The sequence below is a fragment of the Nordella sp. HKS 07 genome (genome assembly GCF_011046735.1).
Taxonomy (GTDB): Bacteria; Pseudomonadota; Alphaproteobacteria; order Rhizobiales; family Aestuariivirgaceae; genus Taklimakanibacter.
In genome coordinates this window covers 6,649,651-6,673,983 of sequence record NZ_CP049258.1, presented here as the reverse complement: position 1 = coordinate 6,673,983, position 24,333 = coordinate 6,649,651, and the positions used below count along the sequence as shown (strand labels likewise).

Sequence of the window (24,333 nt, the reverse complement as noted above, 5' to 3'; positions counted from 1 at the left end):
GCCCGGCCATGACGAGGTGGGGGAGGCGGCGTGGCGACCTAGCAACTGGATGGTTGGGTCAGGCCCGACCATGACGAGGTGAGGGCAGATGGCCGGCTCATGCCCGGCCATCACGAGGTGGGGGAGGGTGCTGGATGGCCGGGTCGAGCCCGGCCATGACGGGTCGGGAGGAGCGGACGTGGCCGGGTCAAGCCCGGCCATGACGAGTTGTGAAGGGAGCGCTCGTCACATCGGCAGATTTAGCTTGCCGAGGCCAATGAACTGCGTCTCGCCGGAATGATCGTCGACGCCGTCATTGTCGGTGATGATGTAAGCATCGCCCGCCGCATCGACGGCGAAGCTCTCCACCTTGTCGAGCACGAAGCCCTTGGGCGCATCGAGATCGGGCAGGAGGTCGCGCAGTTCCTTCTTGGCGACGACCGACAGCGCGCCGCCGAGCGGGGCAGGGGTGACGCCCTCAAGGCTTACGAAAACGAGTTTCTTGATCCTGGCGTCGCGGCCGACCTGGTTGTCGCGCTCGATCACCACGAGGCCGCCCGGCACCGCGGTAATCTCGGAGAGGCCGACCCAGCCCTTCTCCGTCTTGTCGAGGGGATAATGAACCGCTCCCCAGCTCTTGTCGGCCGGCTTGTACGCCAGAAGCTTGGTGAAACCCTTGGGATCGTCCTGCCATTCGCGCTGCACGGCGAGCCAGATCGTCTCATCGGCACCTGAGCCGGTGACTGCCACGCCCTCGAAGCCGAAGCGGGTGGCCCCTTGGGCGAGAGCGTCGGGGATGGCGATCTCATCGACGATTGCGCCCTTGGCATCGGTCTTGATCAGCATGGACTGGGTCTTGTCCTTTTCGCGTTCGGGATTGCCCTCGGACGCGAGCCAGAAGCCGCCATCGGCGGAAAGGGCGATGCCTTCGAGATCGAGCAGCTTCGCCGGCTCGCCGCCCTTGCTGACGGTGAGGGCGCCCGTGATCACCGCCGGCTTCGTCGACGCGTCGATGGTGAGGATGCGGCCCTGCTTGAAGGCGCTGTCGGTGACCGCATGGAGCTTGCCCGGCTCCCTGGCATCGGCGATCGTGCCGGATATCGCCGCCCAGGGCAGCGGCAGGCCGTTGGCGTCATCGGCTGAGACGAGCGTCGGATAGCTGGCTTCGCCCTCGCGCCGCTCATAGATCGTCACGACGGAGCCGATGAGTCCGTCCTCGCGCAGATCGGTCTCGGACGCCGTGACGAAGAGCTTTCGCTCCGGTAGGGCAAGAAGGCCTTCCGGGCCGATGCCGCCGGGCAGTGCCTGCAGCCAGGTCGGGGCCGAGCCTGTGCCTTCGTCCTTATAGACGCCCACCAGCGAGCCGCGCTCCGAGCCGATGAAGATCAGGCGGTCGTTGCCGAAGGTCGCCACTTCGGCGCCTTCCGGCTCGACACCCTTCTTGTTGCGTTTCTCGGGGTAATGGCCGAGCCGCACCAGCTGATGCTCGAAAGCGACGCCGCTTTCATAATCGACGGTGCCGTCCTTCTTGAAGATGGTGAAGCCGCGGCTGCCGCTATCGAGATCGCCTTCATTGGCGGTGACGAAGCGCTCATCGTCGATCCAATGCACTGCGTCGGGCTCGCGCGGAACGGCCTCCTTCCTGCCATCGAGCGAAATGACGCCGTCCTTCTCGGTGTCTATATTGCTCAGATCAACCGTGCCGGCGCTGAAATGAGCAGTGACCTTGCCGCTAACCAGATCGGCGATGACGATGTGGTTGTTCTCCTGGAGGCTCAGCACCACTTCGTTCCTGCCGTTGATGTCGACGAATTCGGGCTCGGGATCTTGCGGAGCGATCTTGGCGAGCCCCGAGACATCGATCACTGTCTTGGCGGCGCAGTCGACGGAGCCGTCTTCATTTACGGCGAAGCTGATGAGCGTACCGCCGGGAAGCTGGGGAATGGCACCCTCATTCACTTCTTCGTCGCGCTCATTCTCGATGGCGATGGCAAGGACCTTGCCGTCGGCGCTTTTGGCGAGCGAATCGGGCTGGCCACCGAGATCGCAGGTCAACGCGACTTCCTTCCTGGCGAGGTCGACGATGGCGAGATGGCCGGAGGGTTCGGCCTTGGACTTCGAGGTGACGACACCGACCAGCGCGGTGTTGCCGACAATGACGGTCGAGGTCGGCTCACCCTTGAGCGCAACGGTGCCGGCGGGCTTGGGGGTGGAAGCGTCGGCGATGTCGATAATGCCGATGCGCTCGCCCGGGCTGTCGGTATAGACAAGGGTCTTGCCGTCAGCCGTCGCGGTGATGATCTCGGCGACGGTCGATTTGGCCGGATCGGCGCCCTGAGGCAGGTTGTCGACCACATGGAAGGTGGCGATGCGGTTGAAGACCTCGGTGGCATTGGACGCGAGGGCCGTGCCTGACAGCAGGGCGGCGGCCAGCGTGGTCTTGATGATCGGTCGAAGCATATTGGTCCCCGTAGGATGATGTGCCGTTGGAATCGTCGGTGAGATTTAGAGGCGGGCTGAATGACGTTCAGATGACGATCGGGAAGGGCGGTCCCCATGGGACAAAAATCTTCGCCGGCCTTCCGTCATATTAGCTGGACACTGCGGAATCGCTTTGCTAGTTAGGCGCCCGCGGGACGGCCTCAGCGCCGCTCCGGCACTTCCTTGATGGGACGGGCGCATAGCTCAGGTGGTAGAGCAGCTGACTCTTAATCAGCGGGTCGTAGGTTCGAGTCCTACTGCGCCCACCAAGGATTTCAAGATGTTACCTAAAACTCAATTTTAGCTTCGGCTTCCGGGGTTACAAATGGGTGACAAAACACTCTCCGGGCCAGCTGAGTAACAAGAAAGCCGAAACGAAACAGAAGACGGAACGCCCGCTGGGGCGGCGCAGCGTGTCGCGAGCCTTGTCTCGCAATCTGGACAAGCTGAAGCTCGAAAAATTTACCCCCCACGATCTGCGCCGTACCGTACTGCTGCGTCTCAGATGGCGGCGCTCGGCATCGACAGAGTTGTTACCGGTAAGGTGCTCAATCATGCCAGCCTGGACCGGGATACAATAACCGGTTCGGTCTATGACCGGCATGGGTATGACGATGAAAAGCGCCGGGCGCTTGAGCGTTGGGCTGAACATCTTGCCGAAATCGTTGAAGCTGGCACGAAAGCACAAAAAGGTGATTAGCCTGCGCTGAAGACAATGCCGCCACGCACTTGACACTTCATCGCCTGAGCACCCACCCCCGGGGGACCCCCCTCTATTGGATTTGGTACCATCCGGAACTGTGATCAATAATCGCCGCGTTCGGTCTGCATTTTTATCGGCCATCCCTCATAGGTTTCACGACAGATGCTATGGCCGAAACAGTTGGCGCAAATTGCGAACCGAAATCGGGCCAATATCGGTAGCAGCGGGCGGGTTGCCGGAGACGTTCGGCGTCAGCCCCAAGACTATTCGCATAGACCACAAGATGGACAACTTCAGAGACGCCTTCGCGAGGTATGGCCCCAATAGGTCCGTCACACCGTCACAAGTCAATGAAATCAAGGGGATTCAGTTTGTTGGCGCCGTCACACCCGGGAGCGTTGTGTCGGATCAAACGGGGCCGAAAGTCAACGATTATCGGTCTTGCGACGGTGTGACGGCACGCAACGGCCAAGACGAGCAGCAGACCGATGATTGGCTGGAGATGCCGTATTTTCTTCGCCGGCCATCCATCAGAACGGTGGCCATCTAAAGGGCTGGGCCGTTGGACCATTTTCTGGCATTCGTTTCTGCTGGAGCGGCGGCCAGGACTAACTTCATCATTAATCTCACAGAGCGAGCGCATAGCCGATAGTCTCGCCAATCCCAAATGCTAGCCTCCGATCTTTTTCTGCCGATCGATTGAGGTGCACTCGAGAAAATTTGCCTAACAATCGACCCGCACAACCACGATCGTCGGTTCCTGTCTTCGCATTTGGAGAAACTGAATGACATCCGCATGGCGGGCTTCCTTCTGACACGGCAGGCGTCCGCGGGTAGATGAAGCACAGCCACCTGTCGCTCGTGAAGACGGAAGAGGAGCAGGGGAATAGGGACCGTAGGGTCCCTATGCTGATTGGGAGGGCGCGTCGACCGGGCACGAAATCTGCGCTCATAAATCTGGAAGATCGGACGAATATCGATATTGCCGGTCCTCAATGAGCACGCCGGCATTCTTCACGCCGATTTGTGCTCCGAGGTGGCACAATCTCCGAAGATGGCCGGGGCGGCGGGATGAGTTTCCGGCGGTCCACCCGGTAGCCGTATGGAACTACCCCTCCCATCCACAGCCCTTTCTTCTTGGATGCTGCAATCTTGTCCCGGATCCTCTCTCCCGTGACCTCCCGCTCGAACTGGGCAAAGGAGAGAAGGATATTGAGTGTGAGCCTTCCCATCGAACTGGTAGTGTTGAAGCTCTGGGTCACAGAGACGAAGGACACATCGTTCGCATCGAATTCGACTAATTTCGCAAAATCGGCCAGTGACCGGGTCAGCCGGTCCACCTTGTAGACCACGATGACATCGAGCTTCTTCTGCCGGACATCCTCCAGAAGGCTGTGAAGGGCGGGACGATCCATGGAGCGAAGCCTCCGTCGTCATATTGGTCCTTAAGGCAGGTCCAGCCCTCATGGGCTTGACTCTTGATGTAGGCCTCGGAGGCTTCCCTCTGAGCATCGAGCGAGTTGAACTCTTGCTCCAGCCCCTGATCCGTCGAGACGCGAGTGTAGATGGCACAGCGAACAGTTTTTGAAGGCTTCATGGGACCGCCCTCTCATCCTTGCGGTCAAGCCCGAAAAACCTCTGACCATTCCAGTGGGTGCCAGTGATTGCCTTTGCCACCGCTGACAGGCTGGCGAATATCTTGCCGTTCCAGGCATAGCCCTCCTCCAGCACCATCACCCGTTGCTGGACACCCTCATATTCCCTGATCAGTACACTCCCTGGTTTGAGGCGCCGCTCATCCGGATAAGGAATCTTTGGCTGCCGCCCCTGATCCAGATCGACGGCAACCCGGTCGAGGAGCCCGACGGCCTTTTTCGGCAGATCACCGAACTGCTGGACCTGCAGCCGGTAGGCCAGAAGTCGTGCCAACAGGAACTTGGGCAGTCCCTCCACTGGCGAGCCGCCCAGATGGTTCCTCCATACCGCCTGCAACTCAGTTATCGACATCTCCGGCAAGCGCGCGAAATCAACGCTCACCACTTTCGCCGCACTCACTGGTCACCTCCCGCAATGACGTAGCGCCGAGGCTTCCCCTCCTTCTGGCTGCTCTTGATCTGGAGTCCCCGCTTCTTCTTCAGGGTGCCAGACATAAAAGCCGCGGACGCTATGTGCCTGCCAACCGGTCGCCTTCGACAGCTCTGCGATAGTTGCACCTGTGTTGCGTTGCAACAGATTGATGATCTTCCCTGCCTTGGTGGATGCTACGGCGTTCTTCGAACTTTTCGGGATCTTTGTCACGGGCGGTTCTCCTCTTCCGAGAGCCACCTGGCCCCTCACCACCCAGAGCCCGCAATCATGGCGGGCCGTTCACTTGTCCCACGAAATCTAGAACCGAAGCTTCAACAAGCAACGCTCGATTTCCGAGCGAAGTCCAGTCCTTTGCCACGCATGTAAGCGATCCGCGTGTCGATCGTCCCCGACGGGCTCTCGGCTCCGAAAGGCGCATTAACCTTACCAGGCGCGTTACTCGCCGCGGCCCGACCTGCTGGACGGTGGGTGGGCGCCGCCGCCGGTTAAGAAGGCCATGTGAAATTACAACAAGCAAATTTCCGTCCGAACTGGAGGCTCACATGACCTCACCGACCAGCACACTATCATACAAAGGGGTTATTCCACGTTCGAGTATTGGTCGCGCCTAAGCCTTTCGGGTGATGCCGCCTTACCGAAAAGCCAGGCTGCAGTCGCCCACTCATTGCACTTCAATAGCACTGCCGGGCTCTCTGATAAGGCCGATTCTATCGCAGTTCGACAGGGCATTAGGGAGTTCGGCACCAGCGAGGAATCGATCGAGCGCGCCGGTGAGCCGAACTAGTAAAAATGGATTGATTGTTAAGAGCTTGCTTGGTTCAGACTCTTGCGCGAACAGGCCAATGCCGCAGCCCAAATTTCAAAGAACGGAGTTATTTCCGACCAAACACACTTTTCGTGGAGATAGTGTGTGACAAAGCAAGGACAAAAAGCCCGGTGGGTTGCGGTTTCTGGGGGGTTTGACCCAGTTCACGTTGGTCACATCCGGCTTTTTAGGCGTGCACGTAATCTTGGCGATAAATTGCTCGTTATTCTCAACAACGATAATTGGCTTCGCGGAAAAAAAGGCTACGTGTTTATGCCAGAAAAGGAGCGCAAGGAACTTTTGCTTGCACTCTCATGTGTTGATCGCGTCGTGATGACTTCACATCATGAAAATGACCCGGATCGAAGTGTCGTTCGAGAACTGAAAAAACTAAGGCCTGCGCTGTTTGTAAATGGTGGCGACCGGAAGAAGGATAACACGCCCGAGCGGGAGATCTGTCGAAAGCTCAGCATAGAGACCGTGTTTGGCGTTGGCGGCGGGAAGGTGCAGTCGAGTTCATGGCTCGTCAAGAAGGTCAAAGAGCGATCAAAGGTGTAATATGCAAGAGCGTCAGCACGTGTTCTTTGACCTCGATGGAACTCTTACTGAGAGCCGAACGCCAATAACCGCACGAATGACGGAGCTCCTTCATTCATTAATTGAGATCGCCGATGTTGGTGTTATTTCGGGCGCAGTGCGGCGGCAAATGCTCGCCCAGATTCCGTGGCTGAGCAAGTATCCAGTTTACGTCATGCCCCAGAGTGGCAATGAGACATATTTTAATGACACGCTGATGTGGCGAAATGAACTTGATGAGGAGGCGCTTACACTCATTCTGGCGCATATTGCGAGGATACGCTCCGGCGCGTCATACAAACGAACAGTTTCCGGTTATGCACTTGACGAGAATGATATTGTCGAACTCCGCGGAGGACAGGTATCGTTTAGCATGATTGGACATAATGCGCTGCTTTCCCGGAAGATTTCGTTTGATCCCGCTGCATCGATCCGGAGAGCTTTGCTAAAGGAATTTCCATTTGAGAGCGAGCTTGCGGAAGTGAACATTGGAGGCACAACGAATCTTGATTACACAAGAAAGGGATGGAACAAAGCGGGCAACGTCACGCGACTGACGACAGAGCTTGGCTGGTGTCTCAATCGGTGCATGTACATAGGTGATCGACTGCATGAAGGCGGAAATGATTACGTTATGGTTCCGATAATGGAATGCCAAAATGTGAGCGGACCGACTGAGACTGCCCATACCATTGAACGAATTCTAGGTAATGAGTTTCCTATATATTGTCTCTGAAACCGCCAACGCGGCCATTTGGTGGGGCAAGATAACTTCGCGGCGTGCATGCGTGAAGATAAGGCGGTTTCGCTGGTCACCGACACTGATCTGAAACAATGGGATACCAAGCTCACCAACTAGCGGGCCGAAGGTGGTTTAAAAGATCGCCAAGTCGTCCGTGATCTATCCGCAGCTGATTGACAACATTGAGTGATCGGGCTTTGGAGATTTGGGTTGTGCTGGAAAAAAGAAATGGCCCTCTATTTGCATTAGAGAAAAGCAAAAAAGGAGGGGCAGTATTGGGTGACTTACCTCCATCACCAACGCCCCTAATTGGGCAAATAGAGATCGAGACCTGCGAGATACCGGAGGTAAGGTTCATTCGGCCGATGCAGCACCGGGACTCGCGAGGCTACTTTTCTGAGGCCTACAATAAACGGGCTTTCGCTGCCGCTGGTATAAAGGACGAGTTCGTCCAGGATAATCAGTCCTTCTCGGACCAAGCCGGCACCATTCGCGGCTTTCATTTTCAAAAGCTGCCTCATGCACAGGCAAAGCTCGTGCGGGTCATAGCGGGCCGTATCATGGATTACGCTCTTGATTTGCGCCGATACTCGCCAAGTTACGGGCACTGCGTTGTTCGGGAACTTTCGGCAGAAGATCTTTCGCAGATGTATATCCCGGTTGGCTTTGCTCACGCGTTCTGCACGCTCGAGCCTAAGACGCAAGTTATCTACAAGGTAACGTCATTCTACGCGCCCCATGCGGAAGCGGGAGTCATCTGGTCCGATCCTGATCTTCATATTCATTGGCCGGTGCCGCGGTCCCGCATCATCTGCTCTGGGAAGGACGCGCAGCTCCCAAAATTGCGGGATCTCGATAGTGCGTTCTAATGGCGCCCATGAAACATCCTCGGGGAGGGGCATTGCGAACGAGGAGGCCCCGATGCGCGTCATCGTAACCGGCGGCGCAGGCTTCATCGGTTCGGCTCTGTGCCGATATCTGATTGGCGATCGGAAATTCGAGGTCACCAACGTCGACAAACTGACTTATGCTGCCAACCTTAACTCCTTGGCTTCGATCGCCGGGAATCGTAACTATCGCTTCATCAGAGGGGATATTTGTGACCGGACCCTCATGGATGCGGTGATTTACGAGACCAAGCCCGACGCGATTCTCCATCTGGCCGCCGAGAGCCACGTGGATCGCTCGATCACTGGCTCTGCGGATTTCATAAAGACCAATATCGTAGGGACCCATACACTCTTGGAGGCAGCGCGATGCTATTGGGAAAGGCTCGCCGGTGAAGTGAGGGATCGGTTCCGTTTCCTCCATGTCTCGACTGACGAAGTCTATGGCACACTTTCGCCGGGAGCATATTTCCTCGAGACCACTCCACGAGATCCCAGGTCACCCTATTCTGCGAGCAAAGCTGCCTCCGATCATTTGGTTCGAGCTTGGCATGAGACCTACGGACTTCCTGTCCTTATCACAAATTCCTCGAATAACTATGGGCCATATCACTTTCCGGAAAAGCTCATCCCGCTTGTGCTTTTAAACGCGCTTGAGGAGAAGCCGATTCCCGTCTATGGCGACGGCCAACAGGTCCGCGACTGGCTATATGTTGATGATCATGTGAGAGCGTTGATGCTTGTGCTGGAGCGCGGCAATCCCGGCCAAACTTATAATATTGGTGGGCGTGCACCCCTATGCAATCTCGACGTCGTGCACCGCATTTGCGATCTCCTTGATGCCCGTCGACCGACTGGTGTTTCACGACGGCAGTTGATTACATATGTTGCGGATCGGCCAGGACATGATCGGCGTTATGCCGTCGACCCAACGAAACTTGAGACAGAACTCGGGTGGTGCGCAATAGAGACTTTCGATAGGGGCCTTGCAAAGACAATTGATTGGTATCTTGCCAATGGAGCCTGGTGGCGACCGCTTCGTGAAAAGGTTTATTCGGGTCAGCGCCTTGGCCTTCTTACTAAGCAAAACGAGAAAGTGAATGCGCGCGGAGAAGAGAGGGTTGGTTGACGGCGGCCTGATACTTGTTGCCGGCCGCAATGGGCAGGTCGCACTTGAACTTGCGCGCGCCCTCCGAGCTACCGGCCATCAATATCTAGCTTTCGGGCGTGAGAAGCTTGATATCGCGGATACCGATGCCGTTAACCGCGCAGTGCAGTCTCTCAAGCCAGTCCTTGTGATAAATGCCGCTGCCTATACCGCCGTCGACAAGGCTGAGAATGATAAGCATGCAGCACGCGCCATTAATGCATTGGGCGCAGAGCGCCTTGCGGCGGCAGCGCACCGTGTTAGCGCGCCGATTATCCATCTGTCGACCGATTATGTGTTCGATGGCAATCAATCAACATCATACGTTGAAAGTGATCCGCCAAATCCGCTCAGCGTCTATGGATCTACAAAACTCGAAGGCGAACGGTTGGTGGCGAATGCCAATCCGCGCCATATCATCCTACGAACTGCATGGATCTTTAGCCCCCATGGTCAAAACTTCGTCAAAACCATGCTTAGGCTCGGTGCCGAGCGCGAGGAGATCAGAATCGTTGCCGATCAGAGAGGCGCGCCGACATCTGCCGCCGACCTTGCGGATGCCATCGTCTACCTTTCTAATGCAGTCTTGGAAGACAAGAAAGTGCCCGAACAGTTTGGAACGTTTCACATCACCAACGATGGCAATACAACGTGGCATGGGTTTGCATGCGCCATTATGGATGGTGCGCGCTTGCGCGGAGCTAGGGCTGCACGCGTCGAGCCGATAGCTACCGCGGATTTTCCAATCCGTGCGCGTCGCCCTCCAAATTCAACTCTCAACACGACTAAGATCTCTCGCACCTATGGGATTGAGCTCCAGAGTTGGCGGAGTGCGCTCGAGATTTGCCTCGATACGCTAGTGGGATTGCCAGACTTTAGTGACCGGATGAAGGTTGTAGGAGTATGAAGGGCATCATACTGGCTGGTGGCAGCGGAACGCGTCTCTATCCACTCACCTTCGCTGTGTCGAAGCAATTGCTGCCGCTTTATGACAAGCCTATGATTTACTACCCGCTTTCGGTGCTCATGTTGGCGGGTATTCGCGATATTCTCGTCATCACGACACCGCATGATCAGCCGCTATTCCAAGCGCTGCTCGGGACTGGCAGTCACCTGGGTCTTTCAATCTCATACGCCGTGCAGCCCAAACCGGACGGATTAGCGCAGGCATTCATCATCGGGGCCAGCTTTATCGGACGGGACCGTTGCGCAATGGTACTCGGTGACAACATTTTCTACGGCCATGGTCTACCAGAGCTGATGCAGCAAGCATTGGCAAAGGAAGATGGCGCCAGTATCTTCGCCTATGAAGTATCAGATCCTGAACGCTATGGTATTGTGCAGTTCGATGCATCAGGCCGCGCTTCCTCGATCGAAGAGAAACCGTCAACGCCAAAGTCAAATTATGCGGTAACGGGGCTTTACTTTTATGACAACGAGATCGTCCAGATCGCGCGTGGTATCAGACCTTCGGCTCGCGGTGAGCTCGAAATCACGAGTATTAATCAACACTATCTCGAACTCGGCAAGTTGAATGTGATACGCATGGGTCGTGGCTTCGCATGGCTCGACACTGGCACCTTCGACTCGCTCCTCGCGGCTGGCGAATTCGTCGCCACTTTGGAGCGTCGACAAAATCTCAAAGTCTCCTGTCCAGAGGAAATCGCCTTGCGAATGGGCTTTACGACCTATGTTGAGATGGAGCCGTGGCTGAGCCGCTTGGGTAACTCAAGTTATGCGGCATATGTCAGAAAGGTCGCGAGCAATCTGGTCGGCGACAATCCTCAAACATTGTGAGCGGGAAGTGGCTCAAGTGACGTGGGAGTTGACTGCTAATACCTGCACATTGCCGAGCGTTAACTGAAGGCTACGAGACGCTAAACGAAATAAGCTAGGCCGCTCCAAAATCCCATCAAACTCAAGCAGACGGCGATTCAAAGGTGCAGGCGAAAGTCGAAATTGCTCACGGTGCTATGTCTCCAGCGGCATAATAGTCGCTCTCGATAAGACTATTAGACCTTCGTAGCACTTGAAATCCTACATTGTTGTGACAGTAATCTGCCACGCGTCCAAGCTAGGAATAGGTGCGGGAATGTCTGGGGACAAGAACGTGGTGTGGAATTTGATGATGCGGAAATGGGCTTCTGCTTGCGAAGAATATGCGTCTGCGGACTCTGTCCAAGGCTCCAAACGACCAATCGGTTTGAAGAGAGCCTTTTCCAATTTAATGGATGTGAGAGACGAGTTGAATATCGTCACGCTGAACGGGAAGAATATTCGTGATGCGGGCGAACCGTTCGTTGTTGGCGTAATTGATAGAACTCGTCGCCGCTAAAGAGTATAGTGAAGTTAGGCTTCTTCGCTTTCCTGAATTTCGTGTGCTATGTACGCAACCTCAGTTCGATTTTTCGCTCGTAGCTTCTTCATGATGTTGCGTACGTGAATTTTTACTGTGCTTTCATGTAGATTGAGTTCGTACGCTATTGTCTTGTTGGCCTTCCCCTTGCGCAGAGCTTCAAGCACATCGGCTTGTCTGTCAGTGAACAGTTTGTCTCCGGACCTGTTTAATCCCATGCGCCTAGTTTTGTCGCCGATCAGGCTTCCTGCGGGAGCATAGGTGCCTCCAGCTCTAACCAATCGTAACGCCTCAATGGCGATTGCCAAAGAGACACTTGTGGGAATATAGCCACGAACGCCTCGCTGAAGTGCGTCGACGATCTGACTGGGCTCCTCTGCATCCGCCAGCACGATGATAGGCAAGTGGTTGGCGAAACGTCGAAGAATGGCGAGTTCGCGCTCAATAGAATCCGGATCTCTTGACTTACCGCCAATTGAGAGGACAACGACACCGCCTGGCGCATCTCCCATCACCTCCGTCCAGCGCTTTGCACTTGGAAAAGACACGACCGAAGGCCCCAACGCAGATACAAGACATCGCGTCAGGCAATCGCGCAGCAACTCCCGCTTTTCAATGACGATTATGTTAGAATTAATAGCGACGCTTGGTTCAGCGCCGCCCTGCGTTTCATTCAAAGTGATTGTCCCCGAAGGGATATTCGCTTTGAGGGTTGAATTGGCGATAGATTCCAAAATGATGCCCTCCCATTGACGACAGCCAATCGGAGGTCATTTTCGGCAAGAGGATCCCTCTAAGCCGAGAGAGCTCTCTGGCCATCAATCTGAGGAATTGTCGTCAAACCGCCCGTTCGGGTTAATTCTTTTTCGGTCTTACTGGATGCTATTTTTGGATCGAGTCTCACCCATTTTGATGTACGCAAGGTCCTCTTTAAGGTACGCTAGGTAATCTTTAATCTACGTTAGGTAATCTTTAATGTACGCTAGGTCATCGTTGGAACCTCTGCTGTGACGACCGTCACAATTTAGTACATTAAATTAAAAATCAATTAAATGAACTCGCGAAGTGGTGCATAAGCTCGGATCGACGTCGGTTGCAGAAGCGCCGGTAATCAGGAAAGTGATTCCTGGCGTATCCGGTATATTGCCCCTCTTGCCGCAAGACGTCTCAGCGCAACTGTTCGCGAACGCAGCTTCCCGCTATCTCAAAGCCGATGAGGCGCTGTTTCGTGCCGGAGACGCCGGCAACGGTTGCTACGTGCTCAACCAGGGCCTGCTCAAAGTCGTCATAAGCTCGCCGCAGGGAGCGGAACGGATCCTGGCCATCCTCGGCCCAGGCACGGTCGCCGGTGAGCTCAGCGTGATCGACGGGAGACCCCGATCGGCGTCGGTGTTCGCGATCAAGGACTGCGACTTAAGTTTCATCAGCAAGGCGGCCTTCGAGAAATGCGCGCAACAGCATCCTGAAATCTACCGGTATCTGGTAGTGGTACTCGCGGGGCGCCTGCGGGAGACCAGCGACGCCGTGGCTGCCGACAGTTTTCTGACGGTCAAATCCCGCCTGGCGCGCGCGCTGCTCGAGCTCGCGAAGTTTGTCGGCGATGAGGAGGCGCATGGACGCATCGTGATCCGCCACAAGATTAGCCAGAGTGATCTCGCGGCGATGGTCGGGATCGCGCGTGAAAATTTGAGTCGGGCTCTGAGCGATTTGAGAGGGTGCAAGCTGGTTACGCGGTCGATGGGCTACTATTGTCTCAACGATATCGCGGCGCTCAAACGCGCCGCGCTCTACACATTGGCGCTTTTGAGCCTCATCAGAATCGACACGTGGGGTGGATTCCTGAATTTGATCCAGTAGCGGGTAACGGTCCGTTGGGCCCTGCGCCCATGGCAGTCAGTGTTGCGCGTCAGTTTCCGTTGATTCAGGAAGCTCCCGCCGAGCGAGCTCGAAATCACGAGTATTAATGAACAAGTGCCAAGTAGCACAGAAATGATAAGCGCCAATACGGATACTCAACTGCTCCTGTTTCTTAACTCCTTCCTTGGAAGTAATGACTTATACAATAGACTTCTGTGGGATGCTATTGGTGGTAATGCGCTAGTCAGGGGATTTCCGATATTCTTTCCTCTAATTGCGCTGTGGTTTTCCGGCGATTGCAAAAAACGACGCGGTCGGATGCTGGCCGGGCTGCTTGCAACCTCTATAGCGACCTTGGTGACGGTTTGGTTGCAGCATCACTTTACGCCCCACATACGCCCGCTTTTGGACCCGGCGCTGCATTTGCATATTGCCGATCCACAATGGGCCGGGGTTTTTGACCGTCAAGGGTCGTTTCCCAGCGACTCTTGCACCCTGTATTTTTCACTGGCCGCAATAATCTTCTCAGAAAATCGGTTGGTCGGATGCTTTTGCTTTATTTGGGTGCTGGTGATGGTCGGAGTTCCTCGCGTTGTTTTTGGATGGCACTATCCAAGCGACATCGCTGGATCATTGGTTTTAGGGCCGGGATGTGTCTATTTGTGTACCAAAATTCTAAATTTTGGGACGCTATTTGACCGCGTGCTAAAGTTATTTGAGGGACGCATGTATATTGTGCATGCGCTCTTATTCGTTTTTTTGGCAGACGCCTACAATCTGTTCTTGGGATTGCAACTATTCAGTAAATTACTTTTGCGGTTATGACCTGCCGCTAAATAGTATGGTGAAGCTAGGCTTCTTCGCTTTCCTGAATTTCGTTTGCTATGTACGCAACCTCAGTTCGATTTTTCGCTCGTAGCTTCTTCATGATGTTGCGTACGTGAATTTTTACTGTGCTTTCATGTAGATTGAGTTCGTACGCTATTGTCTTGTTGGCCTTCCCCTTGCGCAGAGCTTCAAGCACATCGGCTTGTCTGTCAGTGAACGGGTTGTCTCCGGACCTGTTTAATCCCATGCGCCTAGTTTTGTCGCCGATTAGACTTCCTGCGGGAGCATAGGTGCCTCCAGCTCTAACCAATCGTAACGCCTCAATGGCGATTGCCAAAGAGACACTTGTGGGAATATAGCCACGAACGCCTCGCTGAAGTGCATCGACGATCTGACTGGGCTCCTCCGCATCCGCCAGCACGATGATAGGCAAGTGGTTGGCGAAACGTCGAAGAATGGCGAGTTCGCGCTCGATAGAATCCGGAGCTCTTGACTTACCGCCAATTGAGAGGACAACGACACCGCCTGGCGTATCTCCCATCACCTCCGTCCAGTGCTTTACACTTGGAAAAGACACGACCGAAGGCCCCAACGCAGATACAAGACATCGCGTCAGGCAATCGCGCAGCAACTCCCGCTTTTCAATGACGATTATGTTAGAATTAATAGCGACGCTTGGTTCAGCGCCGCCCTGCGTTTCATTCAAAGTGAATATCCCCGAAGGGATCACTCCTTGAGACAATACACTCATAACCACTAACCCACCCGCCGTAGGAGAATTAGTTGAAACGCTTAGCACCTAAAAAGGTGGATCACAATTAAGCTTACTTCGCGTCATATATACTTCCTAAGTATTAGGGTTGTCATAAAAGGATAATGGCTGGAAGACCTAGGAAGGCGCGAATACACCGCATTCCGGGGTGGACAAGTATCAAGAAAACCTGAATTTTGGACTAATGTCGGCACAGCCTGCCAGTCGCAATCCGTCGTGTTTTGAGTTTACGGCTTTCACGTGCGCCATTCATCATCGGTGGCACATGGCGGGATGGGCGGAAGCATGAATATAACATCCCACAGGAACGAACCGTGAGTAGCTCCGACCTTCGTTTCTATTGGTCGTTGATGTGGCGCCGGGTTCACTACGTGATGGGCATTACCTTGCTCGTCTCAATCGTTGGCATTGTATTCGCATGGTCCTTGCCGCCAGTTTACCGCGCCACTAGCAGGTTGATCATCGAGACAGCTCAGATGCCGGAGCAATTGGCTCGTTCCACGGTCTCCGTCTCCGGAATCGAGCAGATGCAAATCATCGAACAAAAGATAATGACGAATGAAAACCTGCTCAATCTCGCGAGAAAATTCAATGTGTATGAGTCTAAAAACGGGCATTTGGAGTCAGACATCGTAGAGGACATGGCTGCGCGGGTGATATTTGCTCAGATACGTTTGGAAGTTCCGCCAAACAGCGCATTGGCAGGTTTTTCCATATCTTTTGAAGCGGAAGAACCTGGTGTTGCAGCGGACGTTGCTCAAGCAATCACGACCCAGATTCTCGACGAAAATACAAAGCGCCGAGTAGACAGTGCCGACGATACTCTTCGGTTCTTTGAAGGAAGTGTCAAGAACCTCGATGGCGAGCTTAATCTATTGGAAGGTGAGCTCCTGACCTTCAAGAAGGCGAACAAAGATGCTCTGCCCGATAGCCTGGCATACCGCCGCAACGAACAAGCACGCCAGCAGGAGCGGCTCGCGCAATTAGAGCGTGAAGAGGCGAGCCTACGTGACCGACGTTCTGGCCTCGTCAGGATATACGATGGCACCGAAGCGGTCGTCGGCATCAATCAGTCGCTTACGCCGGAAGGAGAGATGTTGCAGCAGTTGCGTCGGACGCTAGCCGAGAAGCAGGGGATTTATGCTGACGAGAACCCAAATATGTCAGCGCTGCGATCTCAGATCGAGCACCTTGAAGAAACGGTCGCATCTCAGCGAGCAGGGAGAAAAAACGCGGTCGGAAACAAACGCTATTCGGAACTCGACATACAATTGGCCGAAATCGATGCGCGCCTTACTTCTATCAAGCAGGAAAGGTCCGATATCGCGGCAGTTCTTAAAGATCTGAAGCAAACGATTCTTGCGACACCCGAAAATGAAATTGTCCTGACCTCGCTGGAGCGACGTCACAAAAATATCCAAACACAGTATGATTCAGCAATTGCGAGATTGGCGGAAGCGACAACAGGAAAGCAAATCGAGCAACGTTTCAAGGGAGAGCGAATATCAATAATTGAAATGGCAACACCGCCCGACAAACCCGTTCCCTCTAAACGATTGAAGATTGCGGCCGGTGCTGTTGCTGTAGGAATCATCCTCGGTTTCGGCTTTGTGTTGCTCTTGGAACTCCTCAATAGGACAATTCGGCGACCTACGGATTTGGTCAACTACCTGGAAATAAGGCCCTTCGCTACTATCCAGTATATCGCGTCTAGGAGCGAGGTAATCGCGCGCAGGCTGGCAGTCGGCACGATTCTATTTGCCGCGCTCATGGTTCCCCTCAGTGCTTTCGTTATTTACTACCAATTCGAGCCGATCGGTTCGTTCGTCGAAGGGATCTTCAGCCGTATGGCCCAAGCTAGTCATGAGCAAAATGGTTGAACGAATGCAGGTCATTGTGGGCAAACAGGATTTCGTATCGTCGATTTCAAACACTGTCGACGCAACCGACGCGACTCGGGATTGCCCCGGAGCTTGGTCAGATATGACTTGGCTAAAAATAGACCCTAAGCGCATGCAAAAGCACAGAATCATCAGCTTCAGTCGCTCGCATTCCGCAAGTGCGAGCATTGATATGCTTCGAACGAATATTTGGCATGCTTTTCAGTGTCATAAATGGACTACGATCGCAGTATGCTCACCAGCCCCCAATTGTGGAAAATCGACGCTTTGCGTCAACCTGGCGTTCAGCTTCTCACGCTTGAGTGAGTGTCGGACAGTGCTGATCGATCTGGATCTCCGCCGTCCTCAAATTGGGCGTATACTCGGACTAAAAGAATTGGATCCAATCGAAAAGTTTCTTAAGGGGGAGAGCTGCATAGAGCGTTCCTTTGCGCGATGTGAACCAAGCTCCGCCGAAGGGAAGCTGGCAGTCGCGACTGCAAACGGTGAGATCAACACCTGTGCTGAGCTATTGCAAAGCGAGTCGGCAAAGCGCGCAATTGGCCGCCTAAAACAAGAGCTCCAGCCACACGTGGTCCTGGTTGATCTGCCGCCTATGCTGTCTAACGACGACGCACTTTCGTTTCTATCCAACGTTGATTGTGCGCTCCTGATTGTCGCTGCTGAGGAAACACAGATTGCGCAAATAGACGTGTGTGAGAGGGAATTGGCGGGCAAGACAAACTTCTTGGGAGTCGTTCTTAATAAGTGTCGATATTCACCGGAAGCATATGGGTATTACTAGTCGAGCAAAGAGTTTCAACATCCGCTTGAGAATGGCCATGGTTGCGACTTTATATCTAAAGTGTTTACTAGTGCTTGCGTTAGTGTGCGGAAGCTCGGCATCAGCGAGCGCTGATAGCTATCAACTCGCGCCGTACACCAAGCTCCGGTTAACCGTCTTGCAGTGGAATCCCATCAAAGGTGAGTACTTTCGCTGGGATGCTATTGACGGCGAGTATACGGTCTCGCAGGACGGTGCTATTTCCGTTCCGCTTGTCGGGTCCGTCCATACCGCGAATCTCGATGGAGAAAAGTTGCAACGGGAGCTAGCAACGCGCGTTCGTACAAACCTTGCACTGTTAACCCCCCCCAATGTCACAGTTGAAATCGTTGAATATCCGCCCGTTTACATTGTTGGGTCGGTTGCCGCCCCGGGAGAATATAGATTTCGGCCCGGCTTAACAGTGTTACAGGCTCTAGCATTGGCAGGCGGAAAGTTCCGACCTCGCCAATTGGAGGTAAACGATGGCAACGTGACATTGCTCGGTGAAATGCAGGGAATCCAGTTTGACGTCGCGCGCGCGAAGGCTCGAATAGCCCGTTTGCAAGCAGAACTCTCGGGTGCCAAGGATATAGTCTTTCCGGATGAATTGACGCCAAGCGAAGAGGATAGGAGAATAACCGAGATCGTCGCGACCGAGCGCGCGATCTTCTCGGCGCGCGAAAACGCAAAAAGGCGACAGCTGGCTACGCTGACCGAACTTAAAGAATTCCTGAGCGCGGAAATCGAAATGTTAGAAGAAAGAGCGAAGGGCGAGGATCGGGGTATTAAACTTGTTGAGGAGCAATTAGACCGCGTTAGTGGTCTTGTCGAAAAGGGGTTTTCGACAACTGCCCGCGAGTCCGACCTGGAATTGATTTTGACGAGCATGCGCTCTAGCCGCTTAGATCGCCAGACTGCAATCTTGCGCGCCCGCCAAGGCCTATCAGAAGCGGCGCGGAGCGCCGACGGAGTGCGGGATGAACGACTCACCGCAGTCGCCACGGAACTTCAGGAAGCTAAAGCCAACCTTGAACATCTCAAATCTCGCGAACTCGTCTTGCGAAGTACTTTTGGCGGCGATCGCGAGGCTAATTCTGCAGATGAGCCGCGGATGACCTACACCATTGTTAGAAAATCCGGGGGACATTCAACAGAGCTCGATGTTTCTGAATCCACTCAGGTCGATCCAAATGATGTGGTGAAAGTGGAGCAGGATGTAGGAACACGAGAAGGCGGCAAGAGTCCTAATCAACAAATTCCCAGTGACTAGGTTGAGCCCATGGTGGAATTGCCCCGCCTTACCATCGTAATTCCGCATTTGAATGAGCCGGAAGATCTGGGCCGCTGTCTTCAGTCGCTCGATGTACAGAGGCGCGATCTCATACCGTTTGAGGTTGTCGTTGTTGACAATGGCTCGAGTCAATCTCCTTGCACGGTTTGTTCGAGCTTTCAGAATATTCGCCTGGAACACGAAAGCACTCCGGGACCTGGTCCTGCGAGAAGTAGAGGAGCAATTCTCGCTCGCGCAGGCATCGTTGCGTTTATAGATGCGGACTGCATCGCCGATACCGGTTGGGTTCGCGGAATTGTGGAGTATTTTGATCGAAATATGGATGTCGATATTATTGCCGGCGACATTGCCATATTGCGCAATGGTGGGTGCGGAGTGTCGGCAGTCGAAGTTTATGAGAGTGTCTTTAGCTACCGCGTGCATCTATTTGTTGAGCGCGATCACTATGCCGCTACTGGCAACATGGCGGTTAGAACCGAAGTATTTCGAAAAGTCGGCCCCTTTGGCGGTATCACAATTGCGGAAGATAGAGATTGGGGGCGTAGAGCGACTGCCATGGGGTTTCGGCTTTCATATGTTCCTGAGATCCGAATATTTACACCGCCCTGTAAAACCTTCGATGAGCTTACGAGAAGGTGGGACAGAGCAATTGCTCACGATTTTCAGGACTTTCACCTCAAGGGCGGCGGAACTCTTCGATGGGCTTTGCGCAGCGCGTTTGTTGCTGTTTCCCCGGTGATTTCAATCCAAGAGATTATTCAATCCAACGTGATTTCAGGACTTCAAGAACGGTTCCTAGCTTTTTCATGCTTAGTTCGTATCAGGCTCTATCGAGCCAGGAGGATGCTCGCACTGCCATTTCGGCGGAATCCTCAGGCATTGGCCACAAGCTGGAACCGTCAACAGCTCGGAGACGACCTCAAATGACCGCTCCGTGCAAGCGGGCTCCAATGCCGCAACCTTCTATTTCTATTGTCATTGTAACCTATAACAGCGAAGCAGTGCTGCCCGGCCTCCTCGAGTCGCTCCCTGCCGCCTTAGACGGGCTGGCTAAGGTCTCAATCTACATCGTGGACAACAATTCGAGAGACGGGAGCGCCGAGGTCGCTTCAAAGCATGCCCTGGATCCAATTCTTGTGCAGATGGGGCGGAATGCGGGTTATGCGGCTGGCATCAACGCGGCAATCGAGAAGCTGGATGCAGACGCCCATCTCCTCGTCCTCAATCCTGACATCCGCCTGCAAAAGGGTTCAGTTAAAGTATTGCTTTCCCGATTGAATGATCCAGGCGTTGGAGTCGTTGTGCCGCGCATCCTGTCCGAGGACGGTACGACGGCCTGGTCACTGCGGCGTGAGCCTTCAATCCTCACCGCGTGGCTGGACGGACTATTGGGGGGGACACTCGCCGCCTGGGCGGGCATCGGAGAGATGATCGGCAAGAAGCCACGTTACGACCGCGGCGGAGCAATTGAGTGGGCGACGGGCGCGATTTTGATGATCTCGGCGAAGGCACTCCATGAGACTGGAAAGTGGGACGAGTCGTTCTTTCTTTACAGTGAGGAAGTGGATTACATGCGGCGTATACGTGATCGTGGACTTGCAATCCAATATGTTCCGGAGGCATGCGCTTTACATATCGGCAGGGACTACACTCAGAATCCCCGACTATCTGCCCTGATGAGCGCCAATCGTATTCGCTATTATCGACGCTACCACGGCGTGTTCGCAGCGGCCATGTTCCAGCTAGGCGTAATTGTCGCTGAGCTCATACGCTCAACAATGAGCGCTAGTCATCGTGCGGCATTAGCTGCTGCTCTGATGCCCGAAACAACTGCGAGAAGGATGATTGAACAGCAAAGGGCTACATAAATAAGGGCTCTCCCTCCATGTTTACAGCCCGACGCCTGGTTCCGTGGCGCTTTACAATTTCGTCCAGGAATTTTCGGACGAGGCGCTCTCGCCACATTCGCTCGAGTTTGTTCAGGAGCAACTGACATGCAGAATCTTCGATTTCTAGTGACTGGCGCGGCGGGTTTCCTGGGAACCCGCCTGTGCGAGCGTTTGTTGAGCGAGGGTATCGAAGTGCACGCCACCTCACGCGCACGCCAGACGAGCCGCAATCACTTGCTTCGCTGGTGGCAGACCGACCTCCTCGAATACAGCAGTGTCCAGCGGCTCTTCGACGAGATTCGTCCCGACATTGTCATCCATCTGGCGGGGCAGGTCACCGCTGCGCCGGATTTGTCGCTCGTATTGCCGATGTTTCACAGCCAGTTGGGCGGAACGCTGAATGTTCTGGTTGCATCCACGAAGAGCGGCTGCCGGCGGGTGATAGCCACGGGCTCGTCGACCGAGCCTGCCCTGGATGACGCAGCGCCGACCCCAGGCTCGCCATACGCCGCCGCTAAATGGGCGGCCACCGGCTATGCGGGAATGTTTCATGCGCTCTACCAGACGCCGGTCGTCGTCGTGCGGCCGTTCATGACCTATGGTCCCGGTCAGCACGGAACGAAGGTCGTTCCCTACGTGATCAATTCGCTGCTGCAGGGAAATACGCCTTTGTTGTCGAGTTGCGTTTGGGAGGTCGATTGGGTGTTCGTCGACGATATTGTCGCTGCGTTCCTGTTGGCGGCGACGCGCGCGGGCATTGACGGCTGCTCCATTGATCTGGGTTCGGGGACGTTGACCTCCATACGCGACGTTGTGAGGTCGATCGTTCAACTGACGAACGCCCAAATCGATCCCCAATTCGGCGCTTTGCCGGATCGGCCGGGCCAGCGAACGCGCATCGCGGATACCGAATACGCGCGAGCGACACTCGGCTGGAGCGCCGTCACTTCGTTGGACGATGGCCTGGCGGCAACAGTCCAATGGTATCGGAGCCAACTCGAAGAGAACCGAGAAGTTGAAGCCCCTGGCCATTCCTATGCCACCGAACGTGTGGCTGGTACACAAGAAGTGCGATTGCTCGGTAGGGGCGCGTGTTCCTGAGACTGAAGTGCGGGGGACCAAAATTTTACTCGACTTATCGAGAGAAGGCACGAGAGGAAGCGCATGAGATTTATTGCGACTAAATTCCTCGATGCGCACCTAATTCAGCTAGAGCCCCAACGGGATGTGCGCGGCTACTTTGCAAGGACGTTCTGCGCTGAAGAGTTCGCCAACCATGGTCTTGAATCGAATTTCGTTCAACACAGTACGTCATTCTCTGCAAGCAAGGGTACGCTGCGGGGGATGCACTATCAGGAGGCGCCATACAGCGAAGTCAAACTGGTTCGCTGCCTAAGAGGCGCGATCTGGGATGTTATCGTCGATATCAGATCCGCCTCACCTACCTATGGCTGTTGGCAAGGATTTGAACTTTCGGCGTCAAGCGGAAGCGCGCTCTATATTCCAAAGGGATTCGCGCATGGCTTCCAGGCTCTCAGCGATGACGTCGAAGTAGGGTACCTCATATCCGCGCCATACTCGCCCTCGGCTGCCCGCGGCATTCGCTATGATGATCCGACGGTGGGCATTCAATGGCCCATTGCCGTGTCGGTTATCTCAGAAAAGGATCGGACATGGCCCGGGCTTGTCCATCGCCCGCCGGAGCAGCGCCAGCAATCACACTGAATGAAGGGCTTGCTTGCCCGAAGGTCGAACTATAGCTCGGCCTTGAAAGCTCCACCCGATGGCATCTCCGATAGAAGCCCGTGCTCATGAAGGGCACTGGCCGCACGGCTTATGCTCGAAAATGGAAGGCCTGCGTGTTCGGCAATGTCAAGCAGCGAGTGTTTGCCGTCCGATAGATTGAGCACCCAGAGCATCGCCATGCGATCGGGAGGGGCCTCGTCACCGCCAATCTTGGTGTAGAGGCCACGTTTCCCCAATTGTGGCTCACCGTATGGCGATGTGTTCTGGAAAAACGCGTTAGCCTCGATCAATTCAATTATCTCGCTGATCATCTCATAGGATGTGCCGAGATGGCTTGCACCGATAGAGCTCAGATTGTCATTGGATGTGTGATACTCCGGAATGGAAGCATAGGCGCTTCGCTGGAAGAGCCCAACGGGGAGATTGAAGCCCGGCGAACAAAATTGACGCTCATCGTAACCGTATGGCGAAAAACTGATGATTTTCGGGTCCAGACCAGAATGGCAAAGGACATGCGCGACCGCGCGATCGATCTCGGTATCGCCGCGACGGCTCTTCTTGTAGGTAGGACCGCCGCCGTCACCAACCATCGCCAAGACCAGCCCGTACTTGATGCGATCCACATGCTCCCGATTATTTGCGAGCCAGGCGATTGCGCCGATGGCTCCTGGAGCCAACAGGAAGCGGTAAGTGAACCGGGTTTTTCGATCCATCAACTGCTTGGCCAATTGCGTTGTGAGGGCCACGCCGGAACAATTGTCATTCGCAAGGGATGGATGACATATGTGCGAAGAGATCAGAAATTCATCGGCCAATTCGCCCTTGTGGACATACTCTCCGTAAGTGAGAAAGCCCTCTTTGTGGTCCGAGTCGATATGAACGTCGTAAGTATCGTCTTGCAGGCTCAGCATGCGATTGTGAGAGAGACAGAAGCCCCAGTCGTCATGATAGTAGGATGTCCGGTATGGGATGGCATCCGGCTGATCTGGGAGTGTGTGAAGGTGGCTCCTCAGCTCGCTGAGGGTCATTCGCCGGCGTACCGGAACGCTATAGTTCACGATATGCAGATTGGATTCGGCGAAGTCGACTACCTTGTTACCTGAAGAATCCTTGATATAGGCATCGCGAATGGTCCATTCGCGCGGAACCACCCAATCGAAAACACGCGTGCCCGTCGCAAGTTCATGCACCTCAAACGGCACATTCTCGCGTAACAGTCGCAGGGTCTCTCGAACTCCATCCCCGGTAATGCTGCGGCAGATAGGAAAAATTCGCGCGGCAAGGTCGTAAATCTGAGATCCGACTTGACCCCGGTTCAATGTGTGTGGCTGAGGCATGAAAAGTTAACTGTCCGCCATCACAAACCGCCTATTCCACTAAATAAATCGAGCACCTTTAGGATGTTGCCAGTAAACAACAGACGGTTGTACACTAGATGGGTCCATTCCCAAGGCGCTCGGCAACCATGGTGCCGACGGCA

The 24,333-nt window shown here is 54.6% G+C and carries 23 protein-coding genes, 1 tRNA gene and 1 pseudogene; 18 read left to right on the top strand and 7 right to left on the bottom strand.

Annotated elements, in window-relative coordinates; all coding sequences use genetic code 11:
- Positions 1–225: 225 nt before the first annotated feature.
- Positions 226–2,439 (bottom strand): esterase-like activity of phytase family protein, encoded by a 2,214-nt coding sequence (locus tag G5V57_RS31630; protein ID WP_165172844.1) that lies wholly within the window; start codon positions 2,437–2,439, stop codon positions 226–228.
- A 214-nt stretch (positions 2,440–2,653) separates the two neighbouring features.
- On the opposite strand from G5V57_RS31630, the gene G5V57_RS31625 reads away from it, so the two are divergent.
- A tRNA-Lys gene (locus tag G5V57_RS31625) sits at positions 2,654–2,729 on the top strand.
- A gap of 236 nt (positions 2,730–2,965) precedes the next feature.
- Positions 2,966–3,160: a hypothetical protein gene (locus tag G5V57_RS31620; RefSeq protein ID WP_165172843.1), complete on the top strand. Its 195-nt coding sequence runs from the start codon at positions 2,966–2,968 to the stop codon at positions 3,158–3,160.
- Positions 3,161–4,236: 1,076 nt separating this feature from the next.
- Here G5V57_RS31620 and G5V57_RS31615 read toward each other — a convergent pair.
- The 3 genes and pseudogenes from G5V57_RS31615 to G5V57_RS31605 form a co-directional block, all read right to left on the bottom strand.
- Positions 4,237–4,760 (bottom strand): annotated as a pseudogene (locus G5V57_RS31615) (recombinase family protein); the annotation flags it as partial.
- Complete coding sequence (locus tag G5V57_RS31610) at positions 4,757–5,218, bottom strand: DUF2924 domain-containing protein (protein WP_246737441.1); 462 nt, start codon at positions 5,216–5,218, stop codon at positions 4,757–4,759. The gene G5V57_RS31610 and the pseudogene G5V57_RS31615, both read right to left, overlap by 4 nt.
- Before the next feature lie 3 nt (positions 5,219–5,221).
- A complete protein-coding gene (locus G5V57_RS31605; protein WP_206530132.1) occupies positions 5,222–5,461 on the bottom strand; it encodes a DUF3489 domain-containing protein in 240 nt (79 codons plus the stop codon).
- A 700-nt stretch (positions 5,462–6,161) separates the two neighbouring features.
- Between G5V57_RS31605 and G5V57_RS31600 the strand changes: the two genes are divergently transcribed.
- The 7 genes from G5V57_RS31600 (at position 6,162) to G5V57_RS31570 (ending at position 11,743) form a co-directional block, all read left to right on the top strand.
- Positions 6,162–6,614 (top strand): adenylyltransferase/cytidyltransferase family protein, encoded by a 453-nt coding sequence (locus G5V57_RS31600; RefSeq protein ID WP_165172842.1) that lies wholly within the window; start codon positions 6,162–6,164, stop codon positions 6,612–6,614.
- 1 nt (position 6,615) lies between these two features.
- Complete coding sequence (locus tag G5V57_RS31595) at positions 6,616–7,368, top strand: HAD-IIB family hydrolase (protein ID WP_165172841.1); 753 nt, start codon at positions 6,616–6,618, stop codon at positions 7,366–7,368.
- A gap of 218 nt (positions 7,369–7,586) precedes the next feature.
- Entirely contained in the window at positions 7,587–8,243 is a 657-nt protein-coding gene (gene rfbC, locus G5V57_RS31590; RefSeq protein ID WP_246737440.1) for a dTDP-4-dehydrorhamnose 3,5-epimerase, read from the top strand.
- Between the two features lie 52 nt (positions 8,244–8,295).
- Positions 8,296–9,390, top strand: a complete 1,095-nt coding sequence (gene rfbB / locus G5V57_RS31585; RefSeq protein WP_165172840.1) for a dTDP-glucose 4,6-dehydratase — start codon at positions 8,296–8,298, stop codon at positions 9,388–9,390.
- A complete protein-coding gene (rfbD, locus tag G5V57_RS31580) occupies positions 9,362–10,315 on the top strand; it encodes a dTDP-4-dehydrorhamnose reductase (RefSeq protein WP_165172839.1) in 954 nt (317 codons plus the stop codon). Before rfbB ends, rfbD begins: the two co-directional genes overlap by 29 nt.
- Entirely contained in the window at positions 10,312–11,205 is an 894-nt protein-coding gene (gene rfbA, locus G5V57_RS31575) for a glucose-1-phosphate thymidylyltransferase RfbA (protein WP_165172838.1), read from the top strand. The genes rfbD and rfbA overlap by 4 nt, the downstream gene beginning before the upstream one ends.
- Positions 11,206–11,500: 295 nt before the next feature.
- Positions 11,501–11,743, top strand: coding sequence for a hypothetical protein (locus tag G5V57_RS31570; protein WP_165172837.1), 243 nt, complete (start codon positions 11,501–11,503; stop codon positions 11,741–11,743).
- Positions 11,744–11,757: 14 nt separating this feature from the next.
- On the opposite strand, the gene G5V57_RS31565 is transcribed toward G5V57_RS31570, so the two are convergent.
- On the bottom strand, positions 11,758–12,498 hold the full coding sequence (locus tag G5V57_RS31565; protein ID WP_246737439.1) for a response regulator transcription factor: 741 nt from the start codon (positions 12,496–12,498) through the stop codon (positions 11,758–11,760).
- Between the two features lie 331 nt (positions 12,499–12,829).
- Between G5V57_RS31565 and G5V57_RS31560 the strand changes: the two genes are divergently transcribed.
- Positions 12,830–13,621, top strand: a complete 792-nt coding sequence (locus G5V57_RS31560) for a Crp/Fnr family transcriptional regulator (protein WP_165172836.1) — start codon at positions 12,830–12,832, stop codon at positions 13,619–13,621.
- Between the two features lie 132 nt (positions 13,622–13,753).
- Entirely contained in the window at positions 13,754–14,446 is a 693-nt protein-coding gene (locus G5V57_RS31555) for a phosphatase PAP2 family protein (protein ID WP_165172834.1), read from the top strand.
- A gap of 25 nt (positions 14,447–14,471) precedes the next feature.
- On the opposite strand, the gene G5V57_RS35485 is transcribed toward G5V57_RS31555, so the two are convergent.
- A complete protein-coding gene (locus tag G5V57_RS35485) occupies positions 14,472–15,155 on the bottom strand; it encodes a LuxR C-terminal-related transcriptional regulator (RefSeq protein ID WP_371744692.1) in 684 nt (227 codons plus the stop codon).
- 380 nt (positions 15,156–15,535) lie between these two features.
- On the opposite strand from G5V57_RS35485, the gene G5V57_RS31545 reads away from it, so the two are divergent.
- The 7 genes from G5V57_RS31545 to rfbC (G5V57_RS31515) all read left to right on the top strand — a co-directional run bounded on the left by G5V57_RS31545 (position 15,536) and on the right by rfbC (G5V57_RS31515) (position 22,832).
- Positions 15,536–17,101, top strand: a complete 1,566-nt coding sequence (locus tag G5V57_RS31545; RefSeq protein ID WP_165172830.1) for a lipopolysaccharide biosynthesis protein — start codon at positions 15,536–15,538, stop codon at positions 17,099–17,101.
- The gene (locus G5V57_RS31540; protein WP_165172828.1) at positions 17,085–17,906 is read left to right on the top strand and encodes a CpsD/CapB family tyrosine-protein kinase; all 822 of its coding nucleotides are present in this window, start codon (positions 17,085–17,087) and stop codon (positions 17,904–17,906) included. Before G5V57_RS31545 ends, G5V57_RS31540 begins: the two co-directional genes overlap by 17 nt.
- 37 nt (positions 17,907–17,943) lie before the next feature.
- Positions 17,944–19,197, top strand: coding sequence for a polysaccharide biosynthesis/export family protein (locus G5V57_RS31535; protein WP_165172826.1), 1,254 nt, complete (start codon positions 17,944–17,946; stop codon positions 19,195–19,197).
- Between the two features lie 9 nt (positions 19,198–19,206).
- Positions 19,207–20,145, top strand: coding sequence for a glycosyltransferase family 2 protein (locus tag G5V57_RS31530; RefSeq protein WP_165172824.1), 939 nt, complete (start codon positions 19,207–19,209; stop codon positions 20,143–20,145).
- A 23-nt stretch (positions 20,146–20,168) separates the two neighbouring features.
- Positions 20,169–21,086 (top strand): glycosyltransferase family 2 protein, encoded by a 918-nt coding sequence (locus tag G5V57_RS31525; RefSeq protein WP_165172822.1) that lies wholly within the window; start codon positions 20,169–20,171, stop codon positions 21,084–21,086.
- A gap of 126 nt (positions 21,087–21,212) precedes the next feature.
- The gene (locus G5V57_RS31520; RefSeq protein ID WP_165172820.1) at positions 21,213–22,208 is read left to right on the top strand and encodes an NAD(P)-dependent oxidoreductase; all 996 of its coding nucleotides are present in this window, start codon (positions 21,213–21,215) and stop codon (positions 22,206–22,208) included.
- A gap of 63 nt (positions 22,209–22,271) precedes the next feature.
- Positions 22,272–22,832: a dTDP-4-dehydrorhamnose 3,5-epimerase gene (gene rfbC / locus G5V57_RS31515; RefSeq protein ID WP_165172817.1), complete on the top strand. Its 561-nt coding sequence runs from the start codon at positions 22,272–22,274 to the stop codon at positions 22,830–22,832.
- Positions 22,833–22,861: 29 nt separating this feature from the next.
- On the opposite strand, the gene G5V57_RS31510 is transcribed toward rfbC (G5V57_RS31515), so the two are convergent.
- A complete protein-coding gene (locus G5V57_RS31510; protein WP_165172815.1) occupies positions 22,862–24,190 on the bottom strand; it encodes a DUF4910 domain-containing protein in 1,329 nt (442 codons plus the stop codon).
- Between the last annotated feature and the right edge of the window lie 143 nt (positions 24,191–24,333).

Bases quoted from the DNA above. Each gene is read 5' to 3' on its own strand.
- G5V57_RS31620 (WP_165172843.1), top strand. From the start codon at position 2,966: ATGGCGGCGCTCGGCATCGACAGAGTTGTTACCGGTAAGGTGCTCAAT.
- rfbD (WP_165172839.1), top strand. From the start codon at position 9,362: ATGCGCGCGGAGAAGAGAGGGTTGGTTGACGGCGGCCTGATACTTGTT.
- rfbA (WP_165172838.1), top strand. From the start codon at position 10,312: ATGAAGGGCATCATACTGGCTGGTGGCAGCGGAACGCGTCTCTATCCA.
- G5V57_RS31520 (WP_165172820.1), top strand. From the start codon at position 21,213: ATGCAGAATCTTCGATTTCTAGTGACTGGCGCGGCGGGTTTCCTGGGA.
- rfbB (WP_165172840.1), top strand. From the start codon at position 8,296: ATGCGCGTCATCGTAACCGGCGGCGCAGGCTTCATCGGTTCGGCTCTG.
- G5V57_RS31570 (WP_165172837.1), top strand. From the start codon at position 11,501: ATGTCTGGGGACAAGAACGTGGTGTGGAATTTGATGATGCGGAAATGG.
- G5V57_RS31535 (WP_165172826.1), top strand. From the start codon at position 17,944: ATGGTTGCGACTTTATATCTAAAGTGTTTACTAGTGCTTGCGTTAGTG.
- G5V57_RS31510 (WP_165172815.1), bottom strand. From the start codon at position 24,190: ATGCCTCAGCCACACACATTGAACCGGGGTCAAGTCGGATCTCAGATT.
- G5V57_RS31555 (WP_165172834.1), top strand. From the start codon at position 13,754: ATGATAAGCGCCAATACGGATACTCAACTGCTCCTGTTTCTTAACTCC.
- G5V57_RS31630 (WP_165172844.1), bottom strand. From the start codon at position 2,439: ATGCTTCGACCGATCATCAAGACCACGCTGGCCGCCGCCCTGCTGTCA.
- G5V57_RS31530 (WP_165172824.1), top strand. From the start codon at position 19,207: ATGGTGGAATTGCCCCGCCTTACCATCGTAATTCCGCATTTGAATGAG.
- G5V57_RS31595 (WP_165172841.1), top strand. From the start codon at position 6,616: ATGCAAGAGCGTCAGCACGTGTTCTTTGACCTCGATGGAACTCTTACT.
- G5V57_RS31525 (WP_165172822.1), top strand. From the start codon at position 20,169: ATGCCGCAACCTTCTATTTCTATTGTCATTGTAACCTATAACAGCGAA.
- rfbC (WP_165172817.1), top strand. From the start codon at position 22,272: ATGAGATTTATTGCGACTAAATTCCTCGATGCGCACCTAATTCAGCTA.
- G5V57_RS31540 (WP_165172828.1), top strand. From the start codon at position 17,085: ATGAGCAAAATGGTTGAACGAATGCAGGTCATTGTGGGCAAACAGGAT.